This window comes from Janthinobacterium sp. KBS0711, from assembly GCF_000988085.1.
In the GTDB taxonomy this organism is placed as follows: domain Bacteria; phylum Pseudomonadota; class Gammaproteobacteria; order Burkholderiales; family Burkholderiaceae_D; genus Janthinobacterium; species Janthinobacterium lividum_E.
Genome location: NZ_LBCO01000007.1, coordinates 279,498 through 301,293, shown reverse-complemented (window position 1 = coordinate 301,293; position 21,796 = coordinate 279,498). Strand labels below are relative to the sequence as shown.

General features: G+C 62.5%; 22 protein-coding genes. 9 read left to right on the top strand and 13 right to left on the bottom strand.

All coding sequences use genetic code 11. The annotated features are described in order from the left end of the window. Positions 1–19: 19 nt before the first annotated feature. A complete protein-coding gene (gene rpoD / locus VM94_RS05225) occupies positions 20–2,578 on the bottom strand; it encodes an RNA polymerase sigma factor RpoD (RefSeq protein WP_046682486.1) in 2,559 nt (852 codons plus the stop codon). A 569-nt stretch (positions 2,579–3,147) separates the two neighbouring features. Between rpoD and VM94_RS05220 the strand changes: the two genes are divergently transcribed. Genes VM94_RS05220 through VM94_RS05210 form a run of 3 tightly spaced genes read left to right on the top strand, consistent with a single transcriptional unit; the run spans position 3,148 to position 4,760 of the window. Then, positions 3,148–3,657: a ProQ/FINO family protein gene (locus VM94_RS05220; RefSeq protein ID WP_034758713.1), complete on the top strand. Its 510-nt coding sequence runs from the start codon at positions 3,148–3,150 to the stop codon at positions 3,655–3,657. Positions 3,658–3,666: 9 nt separating this feature from the next. Further along, entirely contained in the window at positions 3,667–4,314 is a 648-nt protein-coding gene (locus VM94_RS05215) for a 3'-5' exonuclease (protein WP_046682485.1), read from the top strand. 20 nt (positions 4,315–4,334) lie between these two features. After that, on the top strand, positions 4,335–4,760 hold the full coding sequence (locus tag VM94_RS05210) for an SMI1/KNR4 family protein (protein ID WP_046682484.1): 426 nt from the start codon (positions 4,335–4,337) through the stop codon (positions 4,758–4,760). Between the two features lie 21 nt (positions 4,761–4,781). Here VM94_RS05210 and VM94_RS05205 read toward each other — a convergent pair whose 3' ends face one another. Together VM94_RS05205 and VM94_RS05200 are read right to left on the bottom strand one after the other, a co-directional pair. Beyond that, entirely contained in the window at positions 4,782–5,129 is a 348-nt protein-coding gene (locus tag VM94_RS05205) for a DUF4870 domain-containing protein (RefSeq protein WP_046682483.1), read from the bottom strand. 90 nt (positions 5,130–5,219) lie between these two features. Beyond that, complete coding sequence (locus VM94_RS05200) at positions 5,220–6,641, bottom strand: aminotransferase-like domain-containing protein (RefSeq protein ID WP_046682482.1); 1,422 nt, start codon at positions 6,639–6,641, stop codon at positions 5,220–5,222. 152 nt (positions 6,642–6,793) lie between these two features. On the opposite strand from VM94_RS05200, the gene VM94_RS05195 reads away from it, so the two are divergent. Then, entirely contained in the window at positions 6,794–7,495 is a 702-nt protein-coding gene (locus VM94_RS05195) for a c-type cytochrome (RefSeq protein ID WP_235432832.1), read from the top strand. Further along, positions 7,492–8,766 carry a c-type cytochrome gene (locus VM94_RS05190; protein ID WP_046682480.1) on the top strand — a complete coding sequence of 425 codons (1,275 nt, stop codon included), beginning with the start codon at positions 7,492–7,494 and terminating at the stop codon, positions 8,764–8,766. The genes VM94_RS05195 and VM94_RS05190 overlap by 4 nt, the downstream gene beginning before the upstream one ends. A gap of 52 nt (positions 8,767–8,818) precedes the next feature. Here the strand turns inward: VM94_RS05190 and VM94_RS05185 are convergent, their stop codons facing one another. After that, complete coding sequence (locus VM94_RS05185; RefSeq protein WP_046682538.1) at positions 8,819–9,454, bottom strand: SAM-dependent methyltransferase; 636 nt, start codon at positions 9,452–9,454, stop codon at positions 8,819–8,821. Between the two features lie 186 nt (positions 9,455–9,640). Between VM94_RS05185 and VM94_RS05180 the strand changes: the two genes are divergently transcribed. Then, the gene (locus VM94_RS05180; protein WP_046682479.1) at positions 9,641–10,432 is read left to right on the top strand and encodes a head GIN domain-containing protein; all 792 of its coding nucleotides are present in this window, start codon (positions 9,641–9,643) and stop codon (positions 10,430–10,432) included. A gap of 61 nt (positions 10,433–10,493) precedes the next feature. Here VM94_RS05180 and VM94_RS05175 read toward each other — a convergent pair whose 3' ends face one another. The 3 genes from VM94_RS05175 to VM94_RS05165 are packed head-to-tail and all read right to left on the bottom strand — an operon-like array spanning position 10,494 to position 12,214. Next, positions 10,494–11,036 carry a YaeQ family protein gene (locus tag VM94_RS05175; RefSeq protein ID WP_034786185.1) on the bottom strand — a complete coding sequence of 181 codons (543 nt, stop codon included), beginning with the start codon at positions 11,034–11,036 and terminating at the stop codon, positions 10,494–10,496. A gap of 39 nt (positions 11,037–11,075) precedes the next feature. Next, on the bottom strand, positions 11,076–11,957 hold the full coding sequence (purU, locus tag VM94_RS05170; RefSeq protein ID WP_034786194.1) for a formyltetrahydrofolate deformylase: 882 nt from the start codon (positions 11,955–11,957) through the stop codon (positions 11,076–11,078). 38 nt (positions 11,958–11,995) lie between these two features. Further along, positions 11,996–12,214 carry a hypothetical protein gene (locus VM94_RS05165; protein ID WP_046682478.1) on the bottom strand — a complete coding sequence of 73 codons (219 nt, stop codon included), beginning with the start codon at positions 12,212–12,214 and terminating at the stop codon, positions 11,996–11,998. Positions 12,215–12,316: 102 nt separating this feature from the next. Here VM94_RS05165 and VM94_RS05160 point away from each other — a divergent pair, with 102 nt between their 5' ends. The 3 genes from VM94_RS05160 (at position 12,317) to VM94_RS05150 (ending at position 13,934) form a co-directional block, all read left to right on the top strand. Then, positions 12,317–12,814, top strand: a complete 498-nt coding sequence (locus tag VM94_RS05160; protein WP_235432830.1) for a phasin family protein — start codon at positions 12,317–12,319, stop codon at positions 12,812–12,814. A 48-nt stretch (positions 12,815–12,862) separates the two neighbouring features. Further along, on the top strand, positions 12,863–13,243 hold the full coding sequence (locus tag VM94_RS05155) for a KGG domain-containing protein (protein ID WP_046682476.1): 381 nt from the start codon (positions 12,863–12,865) through the stop codon (positions 13,241–13,243). Between the two features lie 178 nt (positions 13,244–13,421). After that, positions 13,422–13,934 carry a YgjP-like metallopeptidase domain-containing protein gene (locus tag VM94_RS05150; protein ID WP_034758768.1) on the top strand — a complete coding sequence of 171 codons (513 nt, stop codon included), beginning with the start codon at positions 13,422–13,424 and terminating at the stop codon, positions 13,932–13,934. A 198-nt stretch (positions 13,935–14,132) separates the two neighbouring features. Here VM94_RS05150 and VM94_RS28850 read toward each other — a convergent pair whose 3' ends face one another. The 6 genes from VM94_RS28850 to VM94_RS05120 form a co-directional block, all read right to left on the bottom strand. Further along, complete coding sequence (locus VM94_RS28850) at positions 14,133–14,729, bottom strand: PEP-CTERM sorting domain-containing protein (protein ID WP_052755526.1); 597 nt, start codon at positions 14,727–14,729, stop codon at positions 14,133–14,135. Between the two features lie 347 nt (positions 14,730–15,076). Continuing rightward, entirely contained in the window at positions 15,077–15,622 is a 546-nt protein-coding gene (locus VM94_RS05140) for a TIGR00730 family Rossman fold protein (RefSeq protein ID WP_046682536.1), read from the bottom strand. Positions 15,623–15,633: 11 nt separating this feature from the next. Beyond that, on the bottom strand, positions 15,634–16,407 hold the full coding sequence (locus VM94_RS05135; RefSeq protein WP_046682475.1) for a hypothetical protein: 774 nt from the start codon (positions 16,405–16,407) through the stop codon (positions 15,634–15,636). Positions 16,408–16,448: 41 nt separating this feature from the next. Further along, positions 16,449–17,120, bottom strand: a complete 672-nt coding sequence (locus VM94_RS05130; RefSeq protein WP_034758777.1) for a TetR/AcrR family transcriptional regulator — start codon at positions 17,118–17,120, stop codon at positions 16,449–16,451. 138 nt (positions 17,121–17,258) lie between these two features. Continuing rightward, positions 17,259–17,864: a phasin family protein gene (locus VM94_RS05125; RefSeq protein ID WP_046682474.1), complete on the bottom strand. Its 606-nt coding sequence runs from the start codon at positions 17,862–17,864 to the stop codon at positions 17,259–17,261. Between the two features lie 151 nt (positions 17,865–18,015). After that, positions 18,016–21,654, bottom strand: coding sequence for an EAL domain-containing protein (locus VM94_RS05120; protein WP_046682473.1), 3,639 nt, complete (start codon positions 21,652–21,654; stop codon positions 18,016–18,018). Between the last annotated feature and the right edge of the window lie 142 nt (positions 21,655–21,796).

The following is a 21,796-nucleotide window of genomic DNA, read 5'->3' as shown; positions in this document are numbered from 1 at the left end:
CCTCTTTTTTTGTGACCACTTAGTTTTGCGTCAAGAACGTTTTCAGCTTGTCCGAACGCGAAGGCTGGCGCAGCTTGCTCATGGCTTTCGCTTCGATCTGGCGGATGCGCTCGCGCGTCACGTCGAACTGCTTGCCCACTTCTTCCAAGGTGTGGTCGTTCGACATTTCCACGCCGTAACGCATGCGCAGCACTTTCGCTTCGCGCGGCGTCAGGGAATCGAGCACTTCCTTGATCACGTTGCGCATCGATGCGTGCAGCGCGGCATCCAGCGGCGCCAGCGTTGTGTTGTCTTCGATGAAGTCGCCCAGTTGCGAATCGCCATCTTCGCCCATCGGCGTTTCCATGGAAATCGGTTCTTTCGCGATCTTCATGATTTCGCGCACCTTGTTTTCCGGCATCTCCATCTTGACGGCCAGGGTCGCCAGGTCCGGCTCGCTGCCCGTTTCCTGCATGATCTGGCGCGAGATGCGGTTCATCTTGTTGATCGTTTCGATCATGTGCACCGGCACGCGGATGGTGCGGGCCATGTCGGCGATCGAACGCGTGATGGCCTGGCGGATCCACCAGGTGGCGTAGGTCGAGAACTTGTAGCCGCGGCGGTATTCGAATTTATCCACGGCCTTCAGCAGACCGATGTTGCCTTCCTGGATCAGATCGAGGAATTGCAAGCCGCGGTTGATGTATTTCTTGGCGATCGAAATGACCAGGCGCAAGTTGGCGACCGTCATTTCGCGTTTCGCGTGACGGGCACGCTTTTCGCCGGCAGCCATCTGCTTGTTGATCTTGCGCAAGTCAGCCAGCGGCAGGGCCACGCGGGCTTGCAGGTCGATCATCTTCTTTTGCAGTTCCTTGACGGCAGGTACGTTGCGGCTGAGGATGGCGCTGTACGGATACTTGCAATCAACTTCGCGGTCGACCCATTCCAGGTCGCATTCATTGCCCGGGAACACCTTGATGAAGTGGGCGCGCGGCATGCCGCATTTGTTCACGCACAGTTCCAGCACGGCGCGCTCGATGTGGCGCACTTCTTCCATCTGGCCGCGCAGGGTGTCGCACAGCTTTTCCACGACCTTGGCCGTGAAGCGGATGCCCAGCAATTCCTGCGAAATGGCTTCCTGCGCCTTGATGTAGGCTTTCGAGTTGTAACCCTCTGGCGCCTTGCGCATCTTGTCGTACTGCGTCGAAATGACGTTGAATTTCTCCAACGCATTCTTTTTCAGCTGGGCCAATTGCTCGCTGGAGAAACCGGCCGCGCCGCCATTGGCGTCGCCGTCTTCTTCTTCGGCTTCTTCTTCCTCTTCCTCGTCGTCACCGCTGGCGGCGGCAGGCGCGGCGGCAGCGGCTGGCGCCGGGGCATTGCTTTCGTTCAAATCGACAAAGCCGTCGACCACTTCATCGACCTTGATTTCGTCGCGTGCGATTTTTTGCGACAGTGCAACGATTTCGCCGATCGTGGTCGGGCAGGCGGAAATGGCCTGGATCATGTCTTTCAGGCCGCCTTCGATGCGCTTGGCGATCTCGATCTCGCCTTCGCGCGTCAACAGCGCCACGGCGCCCATTTCACGCATGTACATGCGCACGGGGTCGGTGGTGCGGCCGAAGTCGGAGTCGACGGTCGACAAGGCGGTCGCGGCGGCCGCTTCCACTTCATCGTCGCTGGTGACGGTGGCGACGTTGTCAGTCAACAACAGGCTTTCCGCGTCAGGGGCGCGCTCGTAGACGGCGATACCCATGTCGTTGAAGGTGGCGATGATGCCTTCGATCGCTTCCGGATCGATGATGTTTTCCGGCAATTGGTCATTGATCTCGGCATAGGTGAGGAAACCGCGTTCCTTGCCCATGTTGATCAAGCCCGTGATCTGCTTGCGGCGGCGTTCCAGATCCGCTGCCGATGCTTCCGGATCGCCCAGTGCATCGGCCAGGCCGCCCTTGGCCTTGCGGTCGCGCGCTTTCGACACAGCCTTCAGTTCGGCGCGTTCGACGGCGTTCAGTGCTGCCACTTCATCGTTTTCCGGCGTGAATTCGCTAGGCTTGCGGCCACGGCGGCCCGGCACCTTGACGGTTGGCAGGAAGTAATTCGACGTATCGATGGCGGCCAGGGCATCGGCGTCCGTGGTCTTGCTGACCACTTGCGCGCCGGTGATGATGGTCACGGGCGCCGCTTCAGGCTTGGCGCGCACGACTTTCGAACGGGCTGCCGTCACCACCTTATTCGTGGCGGCGCTTTCGCTGACCTTGCGCGGCGCGGCCGCAGCCTTGGCGCCAGGGGCGATCTTCACGCTTGGCGTCTTGGCCGGTGCGGCTTCAGCGGCCTCGGTCACGTCGGCAACGGCCTCGGCGGCCGGCGCGCTGACGGCCGCTTCCGCTGCCGCATCGGCCGGTGGCACGGCGGCCAGGCGCGAGCGGCTTTTCTTCACCACGGTGACGACGGTCGGCGCCGTCGTGACGGTGGCTTCCGGATTCGCTTGCGCATTATCGATGAAGTAAGATAAAGTCGTTTTGGGTACGGCAAGTGGTGCCGCGGCTGGGCGTGGCGCCTTGGCGGACAACGTTAAAGTTTTTGGCGTATTCTTCATGAGATATCTCTTAATGCGAGACCAGATGGTGTCGGCGCGAAGTGAATGATTCCACCTAAGCCTGCGAAACCGGACTCGATGGAGCGTATTGTTGCGGCTACCGTGTTAACGGCAGCGGCGCCTGTCTATCAGGACGTTCAAAGCCCGCGCATCCGTCATGCGGAGCGGCGGGGCCGAAGCCGGGTCAGATAAATAAGCGATGTACATTGCGGAATGAAAAAAAGCCCGTACCAGAACGGGCTTGAATCTATTGTTGTTCAGTGAAGACACAGCGGAGAGCAAGATTATGCACGAAGGCCAGTTATCTGGATAATTGATAAGAGGAATATCCGATATCAAAAATACTAATAATTGGGGTCCTGTACCGCACTGCTCCTATCCCCTGCACACCTGAGCCAGACCGTCAAAAACGGGGTCCAGTCATCAGCGCAAGCCGACATTATACACATTTCCCGTATTTCGCGCTGCGTCCGCTGTAGTGCGAAGCCGCTTATCGCAGGTCAAGTTGCCAAAAAAGACAATGCACTTGCCTGTGGCGCGTGCTATGCTCCCCTTTTATAGCCCAACCAATGATGTCGATGACCAGCTCCACGCCAGACCAGCAAGCCACCACTCCTGACACGCCAGTCGATGCAGCCCCAGCGGCGGCACCGGCCGCAGCGACCACGCCGGCGCCTGCCGGCCTGACCGCACGCGCCCTGTTGAAGCAGTTCCAGGAGCAATTCCCGCCATTCCGCGATTGCCTGCCCTTGTCGATCGGTATCGACAAGCAGATCCTGGCGCGCCTGCCGGACCTGGACCGCAAGCTGATGCGCACGGCGCTGGGCATCCACACGGGTTCGCTGCGCTACCTGCGCGTGATGGAAAAAGCCAAGGTACGCTACGACCTCGATGGCACAGCCGGCGCGGAAGTGACGCAAACCCACCGCGACCACGCCACGCAAGTATTGCAGCAGCGCTTCAAGAAGGAAGCCGAGCGCAAGAAAGCCGAGCGCGACGCGGCCGCCGCCGAAGAAGCGAACCGCTTGCGCCTGGAAAAACTGAATCAGCTGACCGCGAAATTCTCGCGCAAAGGCTGATCCGGTTTCATGGACACAGCTGCCGCACCGCCACTGCCCCCGTATCAAGGCATCGCCCTCGAGCACGTCAAGCTGGTACGCACCAGCGACGATGCAAAAGCGGCCATGGCCGCCCTGCTGGCAGCGGACGCCATCGGCTTCGATACGGAATCGAAGCCGACGTTCGTCAAGGGCGAGTCCTCCACGGGACCGCATTTGATCCAGCTGGCCACCGACGACATCGCCTACCTGTTCCAGGTGGGCAGCACGCCGGCGCCGGCCCTGGCCGAACTCAAAGCCATCCTCGAATCGACCACCACCCTGAAGGTGGGCTTTGGCCTGTCCGACGACGTCAAGCGCCTGCGCAACAAGCTGGGCATCGCGCCGGCCCAAGTGCTTGACCTGTCCGTCGCCCTGCGCGGCGGCCAGCGCAACGACCTGGGCGCGAAGACGGCCGTGGCCAAGTTCTTCGGCCTGCACCTGCAGAAATCAAAAAAGATCTCCACCACCAACTGGGCCACCTCGCGCCTGACGGAAAAGCAGATACTGTACGCGGCCGACGATGCCCAAGTGGCCCTGCGCGTGTACCGCCGCTGGATCGCCGAAGGCGGTAAAGTCACGCCGCAAAAAGCCCCGCGCGCCAGCACACCGCCGGCCGCGCCGTCCGCACCCGCCTGAAACCGGCACCTTCCCGCAACATGAGCAAGAGCAAGTCCATCGGCACCACGCTTGAGGCGATCGCCGCCGCCGAACAGGCGCTGGGGCGAGCGCTGCCCGCGTCCTACGTAAAATGGTTATTGGAGAACAATGGCCGCGCGCTGGGCGCCTTGAACGTATTTCCCGTGTACGACGCGGCCAATGCGCGCAAGACGTGGGAATCAATCGAGCGCCACTACAACACGGGCTGGCAGGAATGGCTGGAAAACGTAGATGGCGGCAACGATGCCGCCAGCCTGCTGCCCTTCGCCCAGTTCGGCACGGGCGATTACTATTGTTTTGACTATGCGCACGCGGGGCCATCGGGCGAGCCGGTGGTCGTGCTGTGGTCGCATGAAACAGGCGTCACCAGCGCGGTGACGCCCGACTTTGCTTCATTCCTCATACTACCCGGCCGCCCGGGCTGAAACCCGGCGACCGGCGCAGCCTTATTTGACGAGGCGCAAAGTCAGCGGATAGCGGTAAGTGATGCCATTGCTGGCCTTGACGGCCGCCACGATCGAGCACACCAGGTTGGCCAGCGCCACGATCCAGAACAGGAACAGGCCGATCAGCACGAACGACAGAATGAAGCAGACGAAATACCAGATGATCAGGGTGATCTGGAAATTGAGCGCTTCGCGGGCGTTCTCGGCCGAGAATTTATCCGCGTCATCTTTCTTGATCAAGTAAATGATCAGCGGCGCCACCCAGCTGGTGAACAGGCCGCCAACGTGGGACAGGATGGCGATCGTCGTATCTTGCGTACGACCCACTTCCGGCTGCGTGTTATCCATTATCATTCCCATCATTAGTTATAGATACTTCAATATAACAGCAATATTTCTTTTTGGAATGAAACATGTGCTACCGCAAGGGACTTTTTTTCATGTACCGCTTGTTGCCGCCTGCGCCAGCCGCCCCAGCGTGGCAATCGCCTCTTCCAGTTGCAGACTCCACGGGTGGCCGTAATTGAGGCGGATGCAGTGGCGAAACGCGCGCGTGGCGGAAAAGATGGGGCCGGGTGCGATGCTGATGCCGGCCGCCAGCGCGCTGCGGTGCAAGGCCAGCGCATCGATACCGGCAGGCATCTCCACCCAGACGAAATAACCGCCCTGCGGCCGCGTTACCCGCGTGCCAGGCGGAAAATGCACGGCGATGGCTTGCAGCATGGTGTTTTGCTGCGCCGCCAGGGTCAGCCGCAGCTGGCGCAAATGGCGGTCGTAGCCGCCCTGCGCCAGGTAATCGGCCAGCGCCATCTGCAGCGGTATCGGTGCCGACAGGCTGGTCGTCAGCTTCAGGCGCTCGACCTGGCGCGCATAACGGCCCGCCACGGCCCAGCCCAGGCGAAAGCCGGGCGCCAGGGTCTTGGAAAACGAGCTGCAATGCATCACCAAGCCCGCGCTGTCGTGGCTTTTCGTCAGGCCGGGGCGCTGCTTGCCAAAGTACAGCTCGCCATACACGTCATCCTCGATCAGCGGCACGCCATGGCGCGCCAGCAGTTCGACCAGCGCGCGCTTCTTTTCCGGCGGCATCAGGCTGCCCAGCGGATTCTGGAAACTCGTCATCAGCCAGCACGCCTTGGGCTGGTGGCGCTGCAGCAACTCTTCCAGCGCGGCCAGGTCGACGCCGTCGCGCGGGCTGGTGGCAATTTCCACGGCCTTGAGTTCCAGCCGCTGCAGCGCCTGCAGACACGCATAGAAGCTGGGCGACTCGATCAGCACCGTGTCGCCGGGCCGCGTGACGGCTTGCAGGCACAGGTTCAGCGCTTCCAGCGCGCCATTCGTGATGACGATGTCCTCGCTGGAAACGGGCACGCCGTCGAGCTGGTAGCGCAAGGCGATCTGGCGGCGCAGCTCGGCATTGCCCAAGGATAAATCCGTGACGGTGCTCCACGGGTCGAGGCGGCGCATGCTGGCCGACACGGCCCGCGCCAGCCGTTCCATGGGGAACAGAAGCGGGCTGGGAAACGCCGAGCCGAACGGCACGATATCGCGCGCGCCCACGGCGCCCAGCACCTCGAACACCAGGTCGCTGACGTCGACCGTGGTACTGGCGGCCAGCGGATGCGAACTGTCCGGCTCGGGCGCCAGCGCGGCGCGCTGCGGCGCCACGTAGTAGCCGGAGCGGGGACGCGAGACGATCATGCCGCGCGCCTCGAGCAAGTAATACGCCTGGAACACCGTCGACGGGCTCACGCCCCTGCGCGCATGCTGCTGGCGCACGGACGGTAATTTATCGCCTGGCAGCAACAGCTGCGTGCTGATCATGGCGCCGACTTCTTCCGCCAACTCTTCATATCGTTTCAACCCTGCTCCTCAAACTGATCCGTGGTTTTATGGCACAACTGATCCTGTCACAGTGACAGCACCCGGTATATGCTAGGGTAACAACATCCGGGCAGCAACACCGGCACGCGACACAGACCGACGAGACAGGTGATTTCCCCATGCGACTTTCCATGCTACTGCATTCCCCCCTCGTGCTGATGCTGGCCATAGCCGCGCCCGCTGCCATCGCCGCCAGCCACGACAGCCTGGAGCAGCGCATCAAGGCGTGCACGTCCTGTCATGCGCAACAGGAAAAGCACGATGCCTTCTTTCCCCGCATCGCCGGCAAGCCTGCCGGCTACCTGTACAACCAGCTGCTGAACTTTCGCGAGGGCCGGCGCCAGTATCCGATGATGAACTATATGGTCGAGCACTTGCCTGACGATTACCTGCGCGAAATCGCCGAGTATTTTGCGGCACAGCACCCTGCCCCGCCGCCGGCCCAGCCCAGCGGCGCCGGCACGACGGCCCTGGCGCGCGGACAGCAGCTGGTGCTGCGCGGTGACGCCGGCAAAAAGATACCCGCCTGTATCGCCTGCCACGGCCAGCAACTGGCCGGCGTGGCGCCCGCCATCCCCGGCTTGCTGGGCTTGCCGCGCGACTATATCAATGCCCAGCTGGGCGCCTGGAAGAACGGCATCCGCCGCGCCCACGCTCCCGACTGCATGGCGCAAGTGGCGCAGCGCCTGTCGGACGCCGACGTGGGCGCCGTCTCGGCCTGGCTGGGCACGCAGGTGGCCAGCGCCGATGCGCGGCCCGCCAGCAGCATCGCCCTGCCCTTGCCGTTGCATTGCGGCGGCGTACCCGGCTCCAGCGCGCAGGTGGCACCATGAAAAAATGGATGATCGCGGCCGGCTTGCTGCTGATTGCCGGCGGCAGCGCTAAATTCATTCTGTGGCCGGCGGACGACCTGGGACCGCCCGCCGTGGCCAGCACCCTGAGCCAGGAACAGCTGGTCGCGCGCGGCGCCTACCTGGCCAATGCGGGCGACTGCATGGCCTGCCACACGACGCGCGGCGGCGTGCCGTATGCGGGTGGCCGGGCCCTGCAGACGCCGTTCGGCAAGGTGCTCTCGCCCAACATCACGGCCGACAAGGAAACGGGCATCGGCAGCTGGACGGCCGACGATTTCTGGCGCGCCATCCACAATGGCAAGTCGAAGGATGGTAGGCTGCTGTATCCGGCCTTTCCCTACACCAGCTATACCAAGGTGCAGCGTGAAGACAGCGACGCCCTGTACGCGTATTTCCAGAGCGTGCCGCCGCACAAGCAGGCGAATGCGCCGCACGCGCTGCGCTTCCCCTACAACCAGCAGATCGCGCTGGCCGCCTGGCGCGCCCTGTATTTCAAGCCCGGCGTGTACCAGCCGCTCACAAACAAAAGCATGGAATGGAACCGCGGCGCCTATTTGGTGCAGGGCCTGGGCCACTGCAGCGCCTGCCATAGCAGCCGCACGACCCTGGGCGGCAGCGACGACGGCCTGTCGGGCGGCCTGATCCCCGTGCTGGGCTGGTACGCGCCCTCGCTGACGTCGGATGCGGAAGCGGGCCTGGGCGACTGGGACACGGCGCATATCGTGCAATTGCTGCAAACGGGCGTGTCGCCGCGCGCCACCGTCTTCGGCCCCATGGCGGAAGTCGTGCGGCAAAGCTTGCAGCACATGAGCACGGCCGACGTGCAGGCGATGGCCGTCTACCTGAAAAGCCTGCCCGGCCCCGCGCAGCCCGCACAACGGGCGCCGCGCGACACGTCGGAGCAAGCGAGGCAGCAACTGGCGCTGGGCGCGAAACTGTATGAGGCGCAATGCGCAAGCTGCCACCAGGCCGATGGCAAGGGCGTGCCGCCCGGCTACCCGCCGCTGGCCGGCAACCGCGCGCTGACGACGCAGTCGGCCGTCAACGCCATCCGCCTCGTGCTCAACGGCGGCTTCGCGCCCGGCACCCGCGGCAACCCGCGCCCCTACGGCATGCCGCCGTTCGGCCCCGTCATGGATGACGCGGAAGTGGCGGCCGTGGTCACGTACCTGCGCGCGTCGTGGGGCAATGATGCGCCGGCCGTGTCGGCCCTGGAAGTCAATAAATACCGCAGCGTGCCGCTGGAATAGGAGACATGAAAAAGCCGGCTTGCGCCGGCTTTTTCATGAACCACAGCAATCCTCAGCGGAACTTGCTCTTGTGCCCCGTCTTCAAATCCAGCGCATAGCGCACGCCATTGTCCGTCAGCATGACTTCATCGGGCGGTTCCTCGCCGGCCAGGGCGCCGTCGATCAGGGGCAAGCCTTCGCCTTTGCGCATCAGGTCGTCGCAGCGCTCGTACACGTTGACGCAGCCGGTGGAGGCCATCAGCGATTGCACGATGGCCACTTTCCACGCGTCGACGCCGCCGGCGTTGAATTCGCAGATCAGATAGCCTTGCACGCCGCCGAACAGCTGCACCACCAGGCCGGGCAAGCCCTCGTCCTCGCCCTTGATCAGCGTCAGCAGCTGGTTTTCACCGGCCTTCTTGATGGCTGGCAGTTTCTTCTCGATGGCGGCCTTGACCCGGCGTTTGATCAGCGCGTGGTCGACGGGTTCGTCTTCCTTGAAGCTCCAGATGCGGGCGCGGATCTGCGACTTCGAATTGTAGGCGGCACGGGCGATGAATTGCTTAGCCGAGCTTTGCACGATGGCCGTCGAGCCAGGCTTCATTTTTTCCTGCGGCTTGCCTTCGACTTTTTCAATCGCGGACGCGTAAATCCACGATTGGCCCAGCAAGCTCTTTTCCTTGCCCTGTTTGATGGTGATGATCAGCATGTAATTCCAGTAGTGTGAGCGGCGCGTGCCGGTCGTCGTATGTCCCACCGACATGATACCTCATGCCATCCTGTCGCAGCCTCCTGCATTCCATGCCGCCGCTGGCGCAGTCTGTCGCAGGGCGGTACGCAGGCGCGGCCGGCTGACATACCATGCAAGTATACCAATTCAAAACAGGGAGCAAGAATGACACAGCCACTTTTCCACCGCCACCGCCGCCACGCCAGCGCCGCGACCGCCCTGCTGCTGGCCGCCTGCGCGCTGGCCATCCCGGCCGCGCCGGCGCTGGCGTCGCCGCTCGACTGGATTTCCGGCAACAGCATCCAGGGCAGCGGCAAGCTGCAAAAGCAGACGCGCGACGTGGGCAGTTTCCATGCCGTGGCGCTGAACGTGCCGGGCACGGTCGAACTGCGCATCGGCAACACGGACAGCGTCACCATCGAAGCGGACGACAATATCCTGCCGCTGATCGACACGGCCGTGGAAAACGGCACCCTGCGCATCCGCCCCGCCAAGCGCAACGCCAATTTCCGCCAGAGCAGCCTGACCATCGTCATCCAGGCGCGCCAGGTGGAACGCGTCAGCGTGGGTGGCTCGGGCAACATCACGGCGACGGGCTTGCGCGCCGAGAACCTGCGCTTCGACGTGGGCGGTTCCGGCTCCATCCATGCGCGCGACCTCGACAGCCGCCAAGTCTCCATTGCCATCGGCGGCAGCGGCAGCTTCAAGGCCAGCGGCAAGACGGAGCAGCTGACGGCGTCGATCGGCGGCTCGGGCAATATCCAGGCCGGCAAGCTGGCGGCGCGCGAGGTGCAGGTAAGCATCGGCGGCTCGGGCGAAGCGCAAGTGTGGGCCAAGGACGACTTGACCATCAGCATCGGCGGTTCGGGCGAAGTGAGCTACTACGGCGACCCGCGCATCAGCCGCAGCATGCAGCGTTCGAGCAGCATCCGCCGCCTGGGCGCAGCACCGAATTGATCAATCACAAGGAAAAAAAGCCCGGATCGCTCCGGGCTTTTTTGCGTTTCAAACAGTCAAATCAGCGTGCCGGCTTGACCGGTTCGCGATCGATCAGGACCGTGTTGACGCTGTCCGTCAGCCAGATCTGGCCATCCTGGATCGTGCATTGCAGCTGCATGCTGCGCTGCGCCAGCTTGCTCATGTCTTGCGCCGCCTCGGATGGCAGGTTGATCACGGTCAGGTTTTTCGCCCGTTCCAGTTTATTCGCGATCTGCTTCCACCAGATGTGGCTGGTTGCGCCATAGCTGTAGACGATGACCTGCTCCGAACGGCCGCACGCCTTCAGGATGCGCTTTTCGTCGGGCTGGCCCACTTCGATCCACAGCTGGATGGCGCCCGTCAGGTCTTTCTGCCACAGATCGGGCTCTTCCGTGTCGAACAGGCCCTTGGTGAACGTCAGCGCCTCGTCGGCATGGATGGCGAACGCCAGCAGGCGCACCATCATGCGCTCGTCCGTTTCGGACGGGTGGCGCGCCAGGGTCAGCGCATGATCCTGGTAGTAATTGCGGTCCATGTCGGCGATCTGCAGATCGGCTTTGAAAATTGTTGCTTTAAGGGCCATCGTGTTTCTGTCTCGGTAAAGTGAATAGTGAAGTCTGTATCAGCGGAAAACCACCGTCTTGTCGCCATTTTTCAAAATGCGGTGCTCGACGAACCATTTCACGGCGCGCGCCAGCACCACGCACTCGACGTCGCGGCCGATGGCCGTCAGGGTTTCCGCATCCATCGCATGATCGACGCGCTCGACGTCCTGCTCGATGATCGGGCCTTCGTCCAGGTCGCCCGTGACGAAATGGGCCGTCGCGCCGATCAGCTTGACGCCGCGGTGATGCGCCTGCGCATACGGCTTGGCGCCCTTGAAGCTGGGCAGGAAGGAATGGTGGATATTGATGGCGCGGCCGTCGAGCGCCTGGCACAGGCCGGGCGACAGGATTTGCATGTAGCGCGCCAGCACCACCAGGTCGATCTTGTGCGTATCCATCAAGTCGATGATCTTCGCTTCCTGCGCCAGCTTGGCCGCTTCCGGCGCGCCGGCCGCCAGCGGCAAATGGTGGAAGGGAATATTGTAGCTGGCCGCCAGCTGGTAGAACTCCATGTGGTTCGACACGATGGCGGGAATTTCCACGTTCAGCAAGCCGCTCTTGTAGCGGAACAGCAAGTCGTTCAGGCAATGGCCGATCTTCGACACCATCAGCATGACGCGCGGCTTGACGCGCGCATCGTGCAACTGGCCGTGGAAGGGGCCATTCAACTGCATGGCTTGCGACAGGTCGGCGAAGTCGCTGCGCAACTGGGCGTCGCTGACGGCGCCGTCTTCCAGCGCGAAATGCACGCGCATGAAGAACAGCTGGGATTCCTGGTCGCCGAACTGGGCGGAATCGAGGATGTTGCAGCCGCGTTCGGCCAGGAAGCCGGAGACGCGGTGCACGATGCCGCGCTGGTCCAGGCAGGACAGGGTCAGGATGTATTCGGGATGCGTCATGGTCGCGGAATCAGGTAAAAAGTAAGGCGATGCTCGGCTCAGCCACGCGCGCCGGCCATCGGCTGCGCTGCCGCGAGCCGGCTATTGTCGCACGGCCGGGCCTGTAAACATGCATTTTCCACACAAGCGGCATGGCTGCCCAGTGCGCCGACCTGATTGGCGTTCATTTGATCCAGCACAAAGTCATCACGTTTTTCCACCTGCCAGCCCCCATTCTCGCGCCAAACCGGCATCTGCCATGGAACCTGGCGCGCCATTGGGCGTCTATCCCTTTGCTTGTTTCACCATACGCCGCATCCGGTGCACCGGGTGTTTTCTGGATCCGCTTTTCATTGAGGTAGAACATGTTCCCAAACAGTATGTCCCCCAGTCTCAGCCCCGCCCTGAAGTCCCATCTCGAGGCCCAGTGCAACTTCGCCACGGAACTATCGCGCAAGATGTTCGATACGGTGCAGCAATTAAGCGAGCTGCATCTACGGCTGGCGCAAGACTTGCTGCAGGAGTGGAGCAGCGCCAGCCAGCAACTGCTGTGCGCGCGCGACACGGGCGAGCTCATGTCGCTGGCCGCCGGCCAGTTGCAACCAAGCGGCAACACACTGCGCCAGTACCAGCAGCAACTCGGCAATCTCGTCGCCAACGCCAATGTGGAAATGAACCGCACGGCAGAGAACCACCTGCCCGAAGCGAGCCGCACGGCCGTGGCCTTCGCTGACGAAGTGGTGCGCAAGACGGCCGAAGAAACGGAAAAAGCCACGCAGCGCCAGCGTGAAATGATCGAAAAAATGCACGCCACGGGCCACCGCGACGGCGCGGGCAGCAACCGCGATACCAGCAGGCAATCCGATCAGGCGCATTGAGCGCCTGTATCGACCACTTGATCCCCACTCGACAGCAAGGAGAGCGACATGGCTAGCAATCAAGGTAATGAACAGGGCAAAGGCGCTGGCAGCAGCCAGAAAGCCAGCGAATCGGGCAGCGCCAAAGGCACGAGCAAGCGCGGTTTCGCCGCCATGAATGAAGAGCAGCAGCGCGAAATTGCCAGCAAGGGCGGCCAGGCAGCCCATCAAAAGGGCACGGCGCATGAATTCGACTCGGAAGAAGCACGCCGTGCCGGACAGAAAGGCGGCGAAGCCGTCAGCCGCAACCGCGAACACATGGCGGAAATCGGCCGCAAGGGCGGCGAAAGCCGGCAATCGGCCCAGCGCGCCAATGAAAACCGCGGCAGCACGACGGCGCGCAGCAGCACTGGCCGGCAGGGCGGCAAGGACGAAGACGACAAGGGCTGACCGGGGCTGGCGGGACCGGCCGGGCTGAGCGAGTTGGCCCGGCCGCGCGCGGCTTGACGCAGGAAGGCACGGGGCGGCCCTGGCGGCCCCGTGCAAGGCCTGGCGCAGCGCGGGGGGCGGCGGTATGGTACATTCTCGCCTTACCGACACCTCCGCGCCCCGTCCCGCCCTTCCCCGCATGCAGCCATCCCTGAAATACCTGAGCGCCTATTCCGAACAAACGCAAGCGCAAGTACAGCAACTGATCGCACAGGACAAGCTGGGCGACGTCCTGTTGAAACGCTATCCGAACGCACACGATGTGCGCAACGACAAGGCTTTATACCAGTATGTGCAGGATTTGAAGAATGAATTCCTGCGCAATGCCGAGCCCATCAACAAAGTGGCGTTCGACAGCAAGATCCATGTGATCCAGCATGCGCTGGGCTTGCATACTTCGATCTCGCGCGTGCAAGGCGGCAAGCTCAAGGCCAAACATGAAATTCGCGTGGCCACCATGTTCAAGGAAGTGCCGCTGGAATTCCTGCGCATGATCGCCGTGCACGAACTGGCGCACGTCAAGGAAAAGCAGCACGACAAGGCCTTCTACAAGCTGTGCACGTATATGGAACCGCAGTACCACCAGTACGAATTCGACGTGCGCCTGTACCTGACCCAGCTCGACCTGTCAGGCCAGCGCCTGTGGTCGTAACGTCCTGTTCGTAACGTCCTGGTCATGCAGGCAGGGTTATGAAGTCAGGGGAAATCAGATCATGAAGTCCACGTAACAATGCCGCCCGGCATCCACCGGGCGGCATTGTTCGTGTGTGCTGGCTTGTCAGCATCGCCGCCCCGTAAAACGGGCGGCTTTTTTACATGCGCGCCGGCATGGCCGGCAACATGTTCAGGCTCAGGCGGCGTTCTTGCGGCGAAGCATGAAGCCCAGCAGGCCCAAACCGCCCAGCAGCATGCCGTAGGTGGCCGGTTCCGGCACGGCGCTGACAGTGGCGGCGATATTGTCGACCTGGAAGGTGTGTAAGGCGCCCTCCTTCCACGTTGCCGACAGCAGATTGCTGAAACCCGTAAACGTGTAATCGGCAAAGGTGTGGCCGCCACCGAGGGTGAAGGTCTGGCTCACCGTGCCGCCGCCTACCTGGTGGCCGACGAACGTCACGTCAAAGGAACCGGGCAAGCTCACGAAGTCGGCCAGGCTGATCGAGCTCAGCGAGAAAGCGGCGCCATCGGCACGGCTCAGGGTGGTCGTCGACAGCGGTGTCGCACCGAGACCGGCCGAGCCGGCATAGGCGAAGCTATCCTGGTGTGCCGAGCTCAGCAACCCGAGGAAGCTGCTGTCGAAGTTGTAGCCGCCTTCGGAGTAGGAATTGAACACGGAACCGAAGTAGCCCGGTTGTTCCAGCGAATCGAAGCCGATCGTGGTGGTTTGTGCCTGGGCGCCGCCAGCGGCAGCCAGAATGGCGGCGACGGCGGCCGCTCGCATGAAGGTCATAGGTTTCAAAATAGCATCCTTTCGAGATGATGAAGTAGCGTGGTTGGGGCAACTTGAAACGGGTCGGCACCTTTTTTAGGGAGTCTGTACAACGCTCGTCGGTGTCCGTTATTCCTAACTTTTGAACCATGACAGTAGACCACACCAATGCTTAAAAATCATCTTCATTTTCAAAAAAACATGCCATCACGGCAATTTTATGGCCATATTTTTATTAATTAAGTCAACCAGCCCGATCAATTTTCCTGTGTGGAAATAAAAAAGCCATGCAGTGCGCACTGCATGGCTTTTCAAGCGACAGGAAACAGCTGACTGGCGGCGCGGCGACCATCCAGCCAGACATGGAACTATGGCGCGCACTCCTTCAGGCGCTGCACCAGCGCCGCAGGATCGGCGTCGGCATTCAGGAAGGCCGCGTGCTGCGGGCGGATGAAGCCCTGTTCCTTGCCGTTTTGCACGAAAGCGATCAAGCCGTCATAAAAACGGTCGACATTGAGCAAGCCGATGGGCTTGGCGTGCAAGCCCAGCTGGGCCCACGTGAGCATCTCGAACAGCTCTTCCAGGGTGCCATAGCCGCCGGGCATGGCGATGAAGGCGTCGGACAGGCTGGCCATCATCGCCTTGCGCTCATGCATGTCCTTCACGATGAACTGGCGCGTCAAGCCCATGTGGCCCACTTCGCGCTCGACCAGCTGGGTGGGGATCACGCCCGTCACCTCGCCGCCCAGGCGCAGCACTTCATCGGCGATCACGCCCATCAGGCCCACCTTGCCGCCGCCATACACGAGCGAAATATTTTCCGCCACCAGCACGCGCGCCAGTTCGCGCGCCGCCACGGCATAGTCCGGCGAGACGCCCGCGTTGGCGCCACAGTACACACATAAAGCCTTGATCACAGTAATCCCTACCCTTTCAATTCGTCGATCGCCGCCTCGACCTCGAGGCGTTCCTTGGCGTCCAGTGCCACGCACTCGGCCGCCTTTGCATACAGTGCCAGCGCTTCCGCCAGCTTTTTCTTTCCATCGAGCATGTTCAAGGCGCGCGCATATTCGCTGTGCGCCAGTGCCGAATACGGCGTCAGGGCCAGCGCCGTCTTGAAGTGCTGGTAGCCGTCTTCCTTGTTGGCGCCGTAGGTCAGGCCGCCTATCATGGCGCCGACCTTGTCGATAATTTCCGTATGATAAATCCCAAATGCGATATGCGCTTCCGCATGCATGGGCGCTATCGTCATCGTGCGGTCCAGGCTGTTGCGCACGCGCGCGCCCATGCCCTGCGCCAGGGCCTTGACGACGGACGTGCCCAGCGCATAGCGGCCCAGGCTGTAGGCATGCCAGTAGTAGCCGGCCGGATTGTCCGGCTGCTCGCTCTGCTGGCGCTCGCAGCGCTCGGCCACTTCCTCGTACATGTCGAGTTTCTGGCTGTCGTTTCCTTCCAGGTGCGTGGCATAGATACAGGTGGCCTTGTGCGCCACCGCATAGCCGGGCACGCCGACGGCCAGGCCCAGCTTCACGGCGCGCTCGAAGTCGCCCGCATGGAAGGCCAGCCAGGCTTGCACCAGCGCAGGGTGCGTGGGAAACGGTTCCACATCGCCCGCATGCAGGCGCGCCCAGGCCGCTTCCAGGGTTTGCGGCGTGTAACTATATGCTTCGTCCGGATAGGGGAATTGTTTCCAAGCCATATCTCTCTCCTGTAATTGACGACGTGGCGCCAGCAGCCGCGTCAGTCGTTCTTGAGTTTGGTCACATACTCTTCCGACAGTTTGCGAAACAGCAAATGCGTTTCATTGCGCAGGTACGGTCCGATCAGCGACAGCACCTGGTAGCAGCCGCGCGCCAGCGCATCGGACATCGATTGCTGCTCGCTGTACTTGCGCGGATTGCGCACATACTCGTACGACAGCCAGTAGGTGGCGACGACGACCATATTCGTCGCCATGGCAGCCACTTCCATGTCCGACGCTTCAAGCGACTGTTCGCTGCGCAAGTCTTCGCACAGCTGCGTGGCCACCTTGATCTTGTGCGCCAGGATCAGCTTGAAGTGCAGTTCCAGCTTGCGGTTGCGCGACAGCAAATCGTTGAGGTCGCGATAGAAAAAGCGGTAGCGCCAGATCAGTTCGAACATCAGGTGCAGGTACAGCCAGACGTCCTCGATATTCGAACGGCGCCCGTCGGGCACGGTCAGGATGCGTTCGATTTCCGCCTCGAACTGGACGAAGATCGAGTTGACGATGTCGTCCTTGTTACGGAAGTGGTAATACAGGTTTCCCGGCGAAATGTTCATCTCTTCCGCAATCACGGTCGTCGTGATATTCGGCTCACCAAACTCATTGAACAGGCGCAGCGACAACTCCAGGATGCGTTCGCGGGTACGGCGTGGTGCTTTTTGTAGCATGGCGGGCAATCTCTCTGTGTTCTGCCTCAAGCATACCACCTAAGATAGCCGTAATGAAACACTCCGCCCACTGGCGCCGGCGAAAACCGCGGGCAAAAAAAAGCCTGCGCGAGCAGGCCGGAGGAATGCGGCGCCAGCTCAGGCGGCCGGCGCTTTTTTCTTCGCCGCCGGTCTCGCGGCGGGTTTGCTCACCGCTTTGCTCGCGGGCTTGCTCACCGGCTTGCTTGCGGCGCGCGGCGCGGCCTTGGCCGCCGGCTTGGCGGCAACTGCTTTCGGCGCAACTTTCGGTGCGGCTTTCGGCGCCGCCTTCACGGCGGGCTTGGCGGCAGCCTTCCGCTTGGACGCCGGCGCGGCCTTGACCGACAGCGCCGCCACTTGCCGGCTCAAGGCATCGATCTGCGCGTGCAACGCGGCGATGTCCTGCTGCGTGGGCACGCCGATGGTGGCCAGCGCGCGCGCGACGCGCTCTTCAAACACCTGTTCCAGCTTGTCCCAGGAACCGCTGGCCTGCTTGCCCACGCCATCGGCCAGTTTGCCGACGCTGTCGCTGACGTTGGCCACCTTGTCTTCGGCCCGCTTCTGGAATTCCGTGCCTTCCTTCACCAGCCGGGAAAACACGCGCCCCCCCTCTTCCTGCGCCTTCGCAAAAGCGCCGAGGCCCGCTTGCCAGATCTGCTGCGCGGACGAGCGCGCGGCGCTCGCCAATTCCGTGTCTTCCGTCAGCTCCTTCAATTTCTTCACCATCGCCAGCTCCCGTCATGTGAAAGGCCATGCCACTTCATGGATGCGTTTTATTCTAGAGAGCAAAACTAGAGACGGGAGTCTAATTCGATGGAAAGCTGCTCCCCAACGTGCGCCAGCGCACGCGGGGGCCAATTGCCTGTGCGGCAAGCGCCTAGGCTGCCGCTTTCACCTGGCCATGCAGCAGCTTGTGCAGGCGGAAGCCTTCGCGGATATTCTCGCGCAGCACGGCGCCTTTCCACGGCTTGGTATAGAAGCGGTCGACGGCGCCGCGGTTGATGGCCGCCATGATGGGCGTCAGGTCGGCAAAGGCGGACAGCATGATGCGGAAGGTATCGGGGCACAGGTGCTTGACCCGCTCCATGAATTCGGTGCCGCTCATGAGCGGCATGCACTGGTCGCACAGGATCACCTGCACCTTGTGACGCGCCAGGATGTCGAAGCCCTCGGCGGCCGTCTGCGCCGTCAGGATGCGGTAGCCGTCCTGCGCCAGGAAGTCGCTGAGCACGTCGAGCATAAAAACGTCGTCATCGACGATCAGCAAGGTTTGCTGCTCTTCGCTGCCGGCATCCTGCGGCGCCTGCAGCAGCTTGCCGCCCATCAGCATCTGCTCGAATTCTTCCTGCGGCACGGGGCGGCTGAAATAATAGCCCTGCATCTCGTCGCAGCCGTGGCGCCGCAGGTAGGCCAGCTGCGCATCGTTTTCCACGCCTTCGGCGATCACTTCCAGCTTCATGCTGTGCGCCATGCTGATGATGGCCAGCACGATGGCCGCGTCGTCCGGGTTGCTCGTCACTTCGCGCACGAAGGCGATGTCGATCTTCAGCTTGTCGATGGGGAAGCGTTTCAGGTAGGCCAGGCTGGAATAGCCGGTGCCGAAATCATCGATGGAAATCTGGATGCCCAGCGCCTTCAGGTTGCGCAGCACGGCGATGGTTTCCTCGGCATTCGACATCAGCGAGCTTTCCGTCAGCTCCAGCTCCAGCAGGTCGGGCGCGATATCGTGCTTGCGGATCGCCTTGAGCACCTCTTCTTCCAGGCCGCCGACGAAGAACTGGATGCCCGACACGTTCACCGACAGGTGCACGGGGCCGATGCTGCTGGCGCCCCACTCGCTGATCTTCTTGCAGGCCTCGTCGAGCACCCAGTTACCGACGCGCACGATAAGACCCGTTTCTTCCAGCAGGGGGATGAACAGGGCCGGCGAGACCATGCCGTGGCCGGGACGGCGCCAGCGTATCAGCGCCTCGGCGCCGCTGATGCGCCCCGAGATGATATTCACCTTGGGCTGGAAGAACAGCACGAATTCCTCATTGTCGATGGCGCGCCGCAAGGCATTTTCCATGTCCAGCCGCGCCATCGACTGCGCGTTCATCTCCGCCGTGAAGAAGCGGAAGGCGTCGCGGCCCGCTTCCTTGGCGCGGTACATGGCCGTGTCGGCATATTGAATCAGGGTGTCCGCATCGGCCGCGTCATCGGGGAATACGGAAATGCCGATGCTGACCGTCACCGTCACCTCGTGGCCCTGCAAGTCGAAGGGCTTGCGCATCGCCTCGCGGATCTTGTCGACCACGCCCACGGCATGCTGGGCGCCTTCAGGCAGCAGCAGGATGGTGGCAAATTCGTCGCCGCCAAAGCGGCCGATGGTGTCGCGCACGCGCAGGCAATCGACGAGGCGGCTGGAAAACTGGCGCAGCAGGTCGTCGCCGATGGTATGGCCCAGGGTATCGTTGATATTCTTGAAGCGGTCGATATCCATGAACAGCACGGCCACGGCCCACTGGTGTTCGGACGCCTGGGCCAGCGAATGGGTCAGCGAGGCGTAGAACTGGCTGCGGTTCGGCAAGCCCGTCAAGGTATCGAAATGGGCCAGCTTCATCAGGCGCTGTTCGGCATCCTTGCGTTCCGTGATGTCGCGCGCCACGGCCACCAGGATCCAGCTCTGCCCCGAACGCAAGGTGCGCCGCTGCACTTCCACCGACAGGGGCGAACCGTCCTTGCGCTGCAGCTGCAATTCCGTCATCGGGCCGCCCTGGTCGCCGGCCAGCAGCTTGTTGTACAGATCTTCCAGCGGGGCTTCGCCCTCGTGCGCGCGGCCCGGACCCACGCGCAGGAAATCCTCGCGCTCGAAACCGAGCATGCGGCAAGCCGTCTGGTTGACGTCGACGAAGCACATGCCGGCGCGGTCGACGAGGAAAATCGCATCGGCTGTGGCGTCCATCGCCAGGCGGAAGCGGCGCAGGTCTTCGTCGAGGCGGATGCGCGCCGCCATGTCCAGGGTCAGCTGCTCATGGTGGCGCTTGATTTCGTCGTACAGCAGCAGGTTGTCGTAGGCGACGGCGATCTGCGCCGCCACCGTGGCGGCGACCCGCTCGTCGACTTCGGAAAATTCATTCGCGCCCAGCTTGTCGACCAGGTACAGCCAGCCGTGGCTGCGCTCGCGCGAAGCGATGGCCACCCCCAGGAAGGAGTGCACGGGCGGGTGCGTGTCGGGCAGGCCCAGTGCAGCGGGGTCGCCCTTCAAGCCGTTGACCCGGTAGGGCTGGCGCTGCTCCAGCAAGCGGTTCAGGATGCCCATGCGCGGCGTGCTGGCGATGCGCTCGAGGTTTTTCTCGGTACCGCACGAGGAAAAATAGCTGAGCTTTTCGGCGCCCTCTTCCAGCACGCCGATGCAGGCGTACTTCGAGACGCAGATATTCTGCGCCACCTTGCAGCCCGCCTCGATCAGGGCGCGCGGATCGCGTTCGGCGCCCAGCTCGATACCGAGTTCGATCAGGGCCGTCAGGCGCAGGCTTACCGCCTGCAGGCTCGACAATGAGCGCGATAAGCGCTCCGTCATGACACCGAGGTCTTCGGGAATGGCGGCCTGGCCTTCGCGCTGGCTGGCCAGTTGCGAAATCTGCTGGCTGCTCGATTCGAGTTCGTCGAGGTAGCCGCTGACCTGGTGCTCGATACCGGCCAGCTTGCCCGTGGCGGGAAGTGCCGCAGCGCCGCTGTCGCCCGACGGCGCCGGCACCTGGGCCGTCGCCGGCATCAGTCCCAGCGCCTCGTTGACGGTGCGCACGATAACCTCAGGGTCGGACGGCTTGGGCAGCACCCAGCGCACGCCGCACGCCTGCGCCAGCAAGATCGCTTCCTGCTCGCGGTAGGTGGCCGTATAAAAGATGATGGGCACGTCGGTCAGCGCGGGGTCGGCATGCACGCGCGTGACGAATTCGTAGCCGTCCATGTTCGGCATGAGGATGTCGGAGATGATCAGGTCCGGCCGCTCGGTGCGCAGGATTTCCAGCGCGTCGGCGCCATTGGCCGCTTCCAGCAGGCGGTGGCCGCCGTAGCCGAGCAGCGCCGTCAGGAACTCGCGGTTCAGCACATGATCATCGACGATCAGGATGGTGGCTATGTCGTTTTTAACTGGCGTCGACGGCGCCCCGGGTAAAAAAGACTCCAGCTCCGCGACGAACAGATCGGGCTCGATCGGCTTGCCGATGTATCCATTGAAGCCCGCTTCGAGCAGGCGTTCGCGGTCGCCCACCATGGCCAGCGCCGTCACGGCCAGGGCCGGGATCTTGCGCAGCTGCGGGTCTTTCTTCAATTCAGCCACCACGCCATAGCCGTCAAGCTTGGGCAAATGCACGTCGCAAATGATCAAGTCCGGCAATTCGCTGCGCGCCATGCGCACGCCCTCTTCGCCGTCATAGGCGGCCAGCGGCGTGTACCCGAAGGCGCGCAGCAAGTACACCATCAATTCCATATTGGTGGCGTTATCTTCGATAATCAGGATACGTGCGGACAATTAGCGCCCCCAATAAAAACTGCATGAATCATTTTCCGCCTGCGTTCATCTTTCCGCATGCGCGGCCAACATAACAATCCTACAACATCTTGCCATACATTCAGAGAAATATCTGGCTACCGTGCGCCTGCGGAACGGCGCA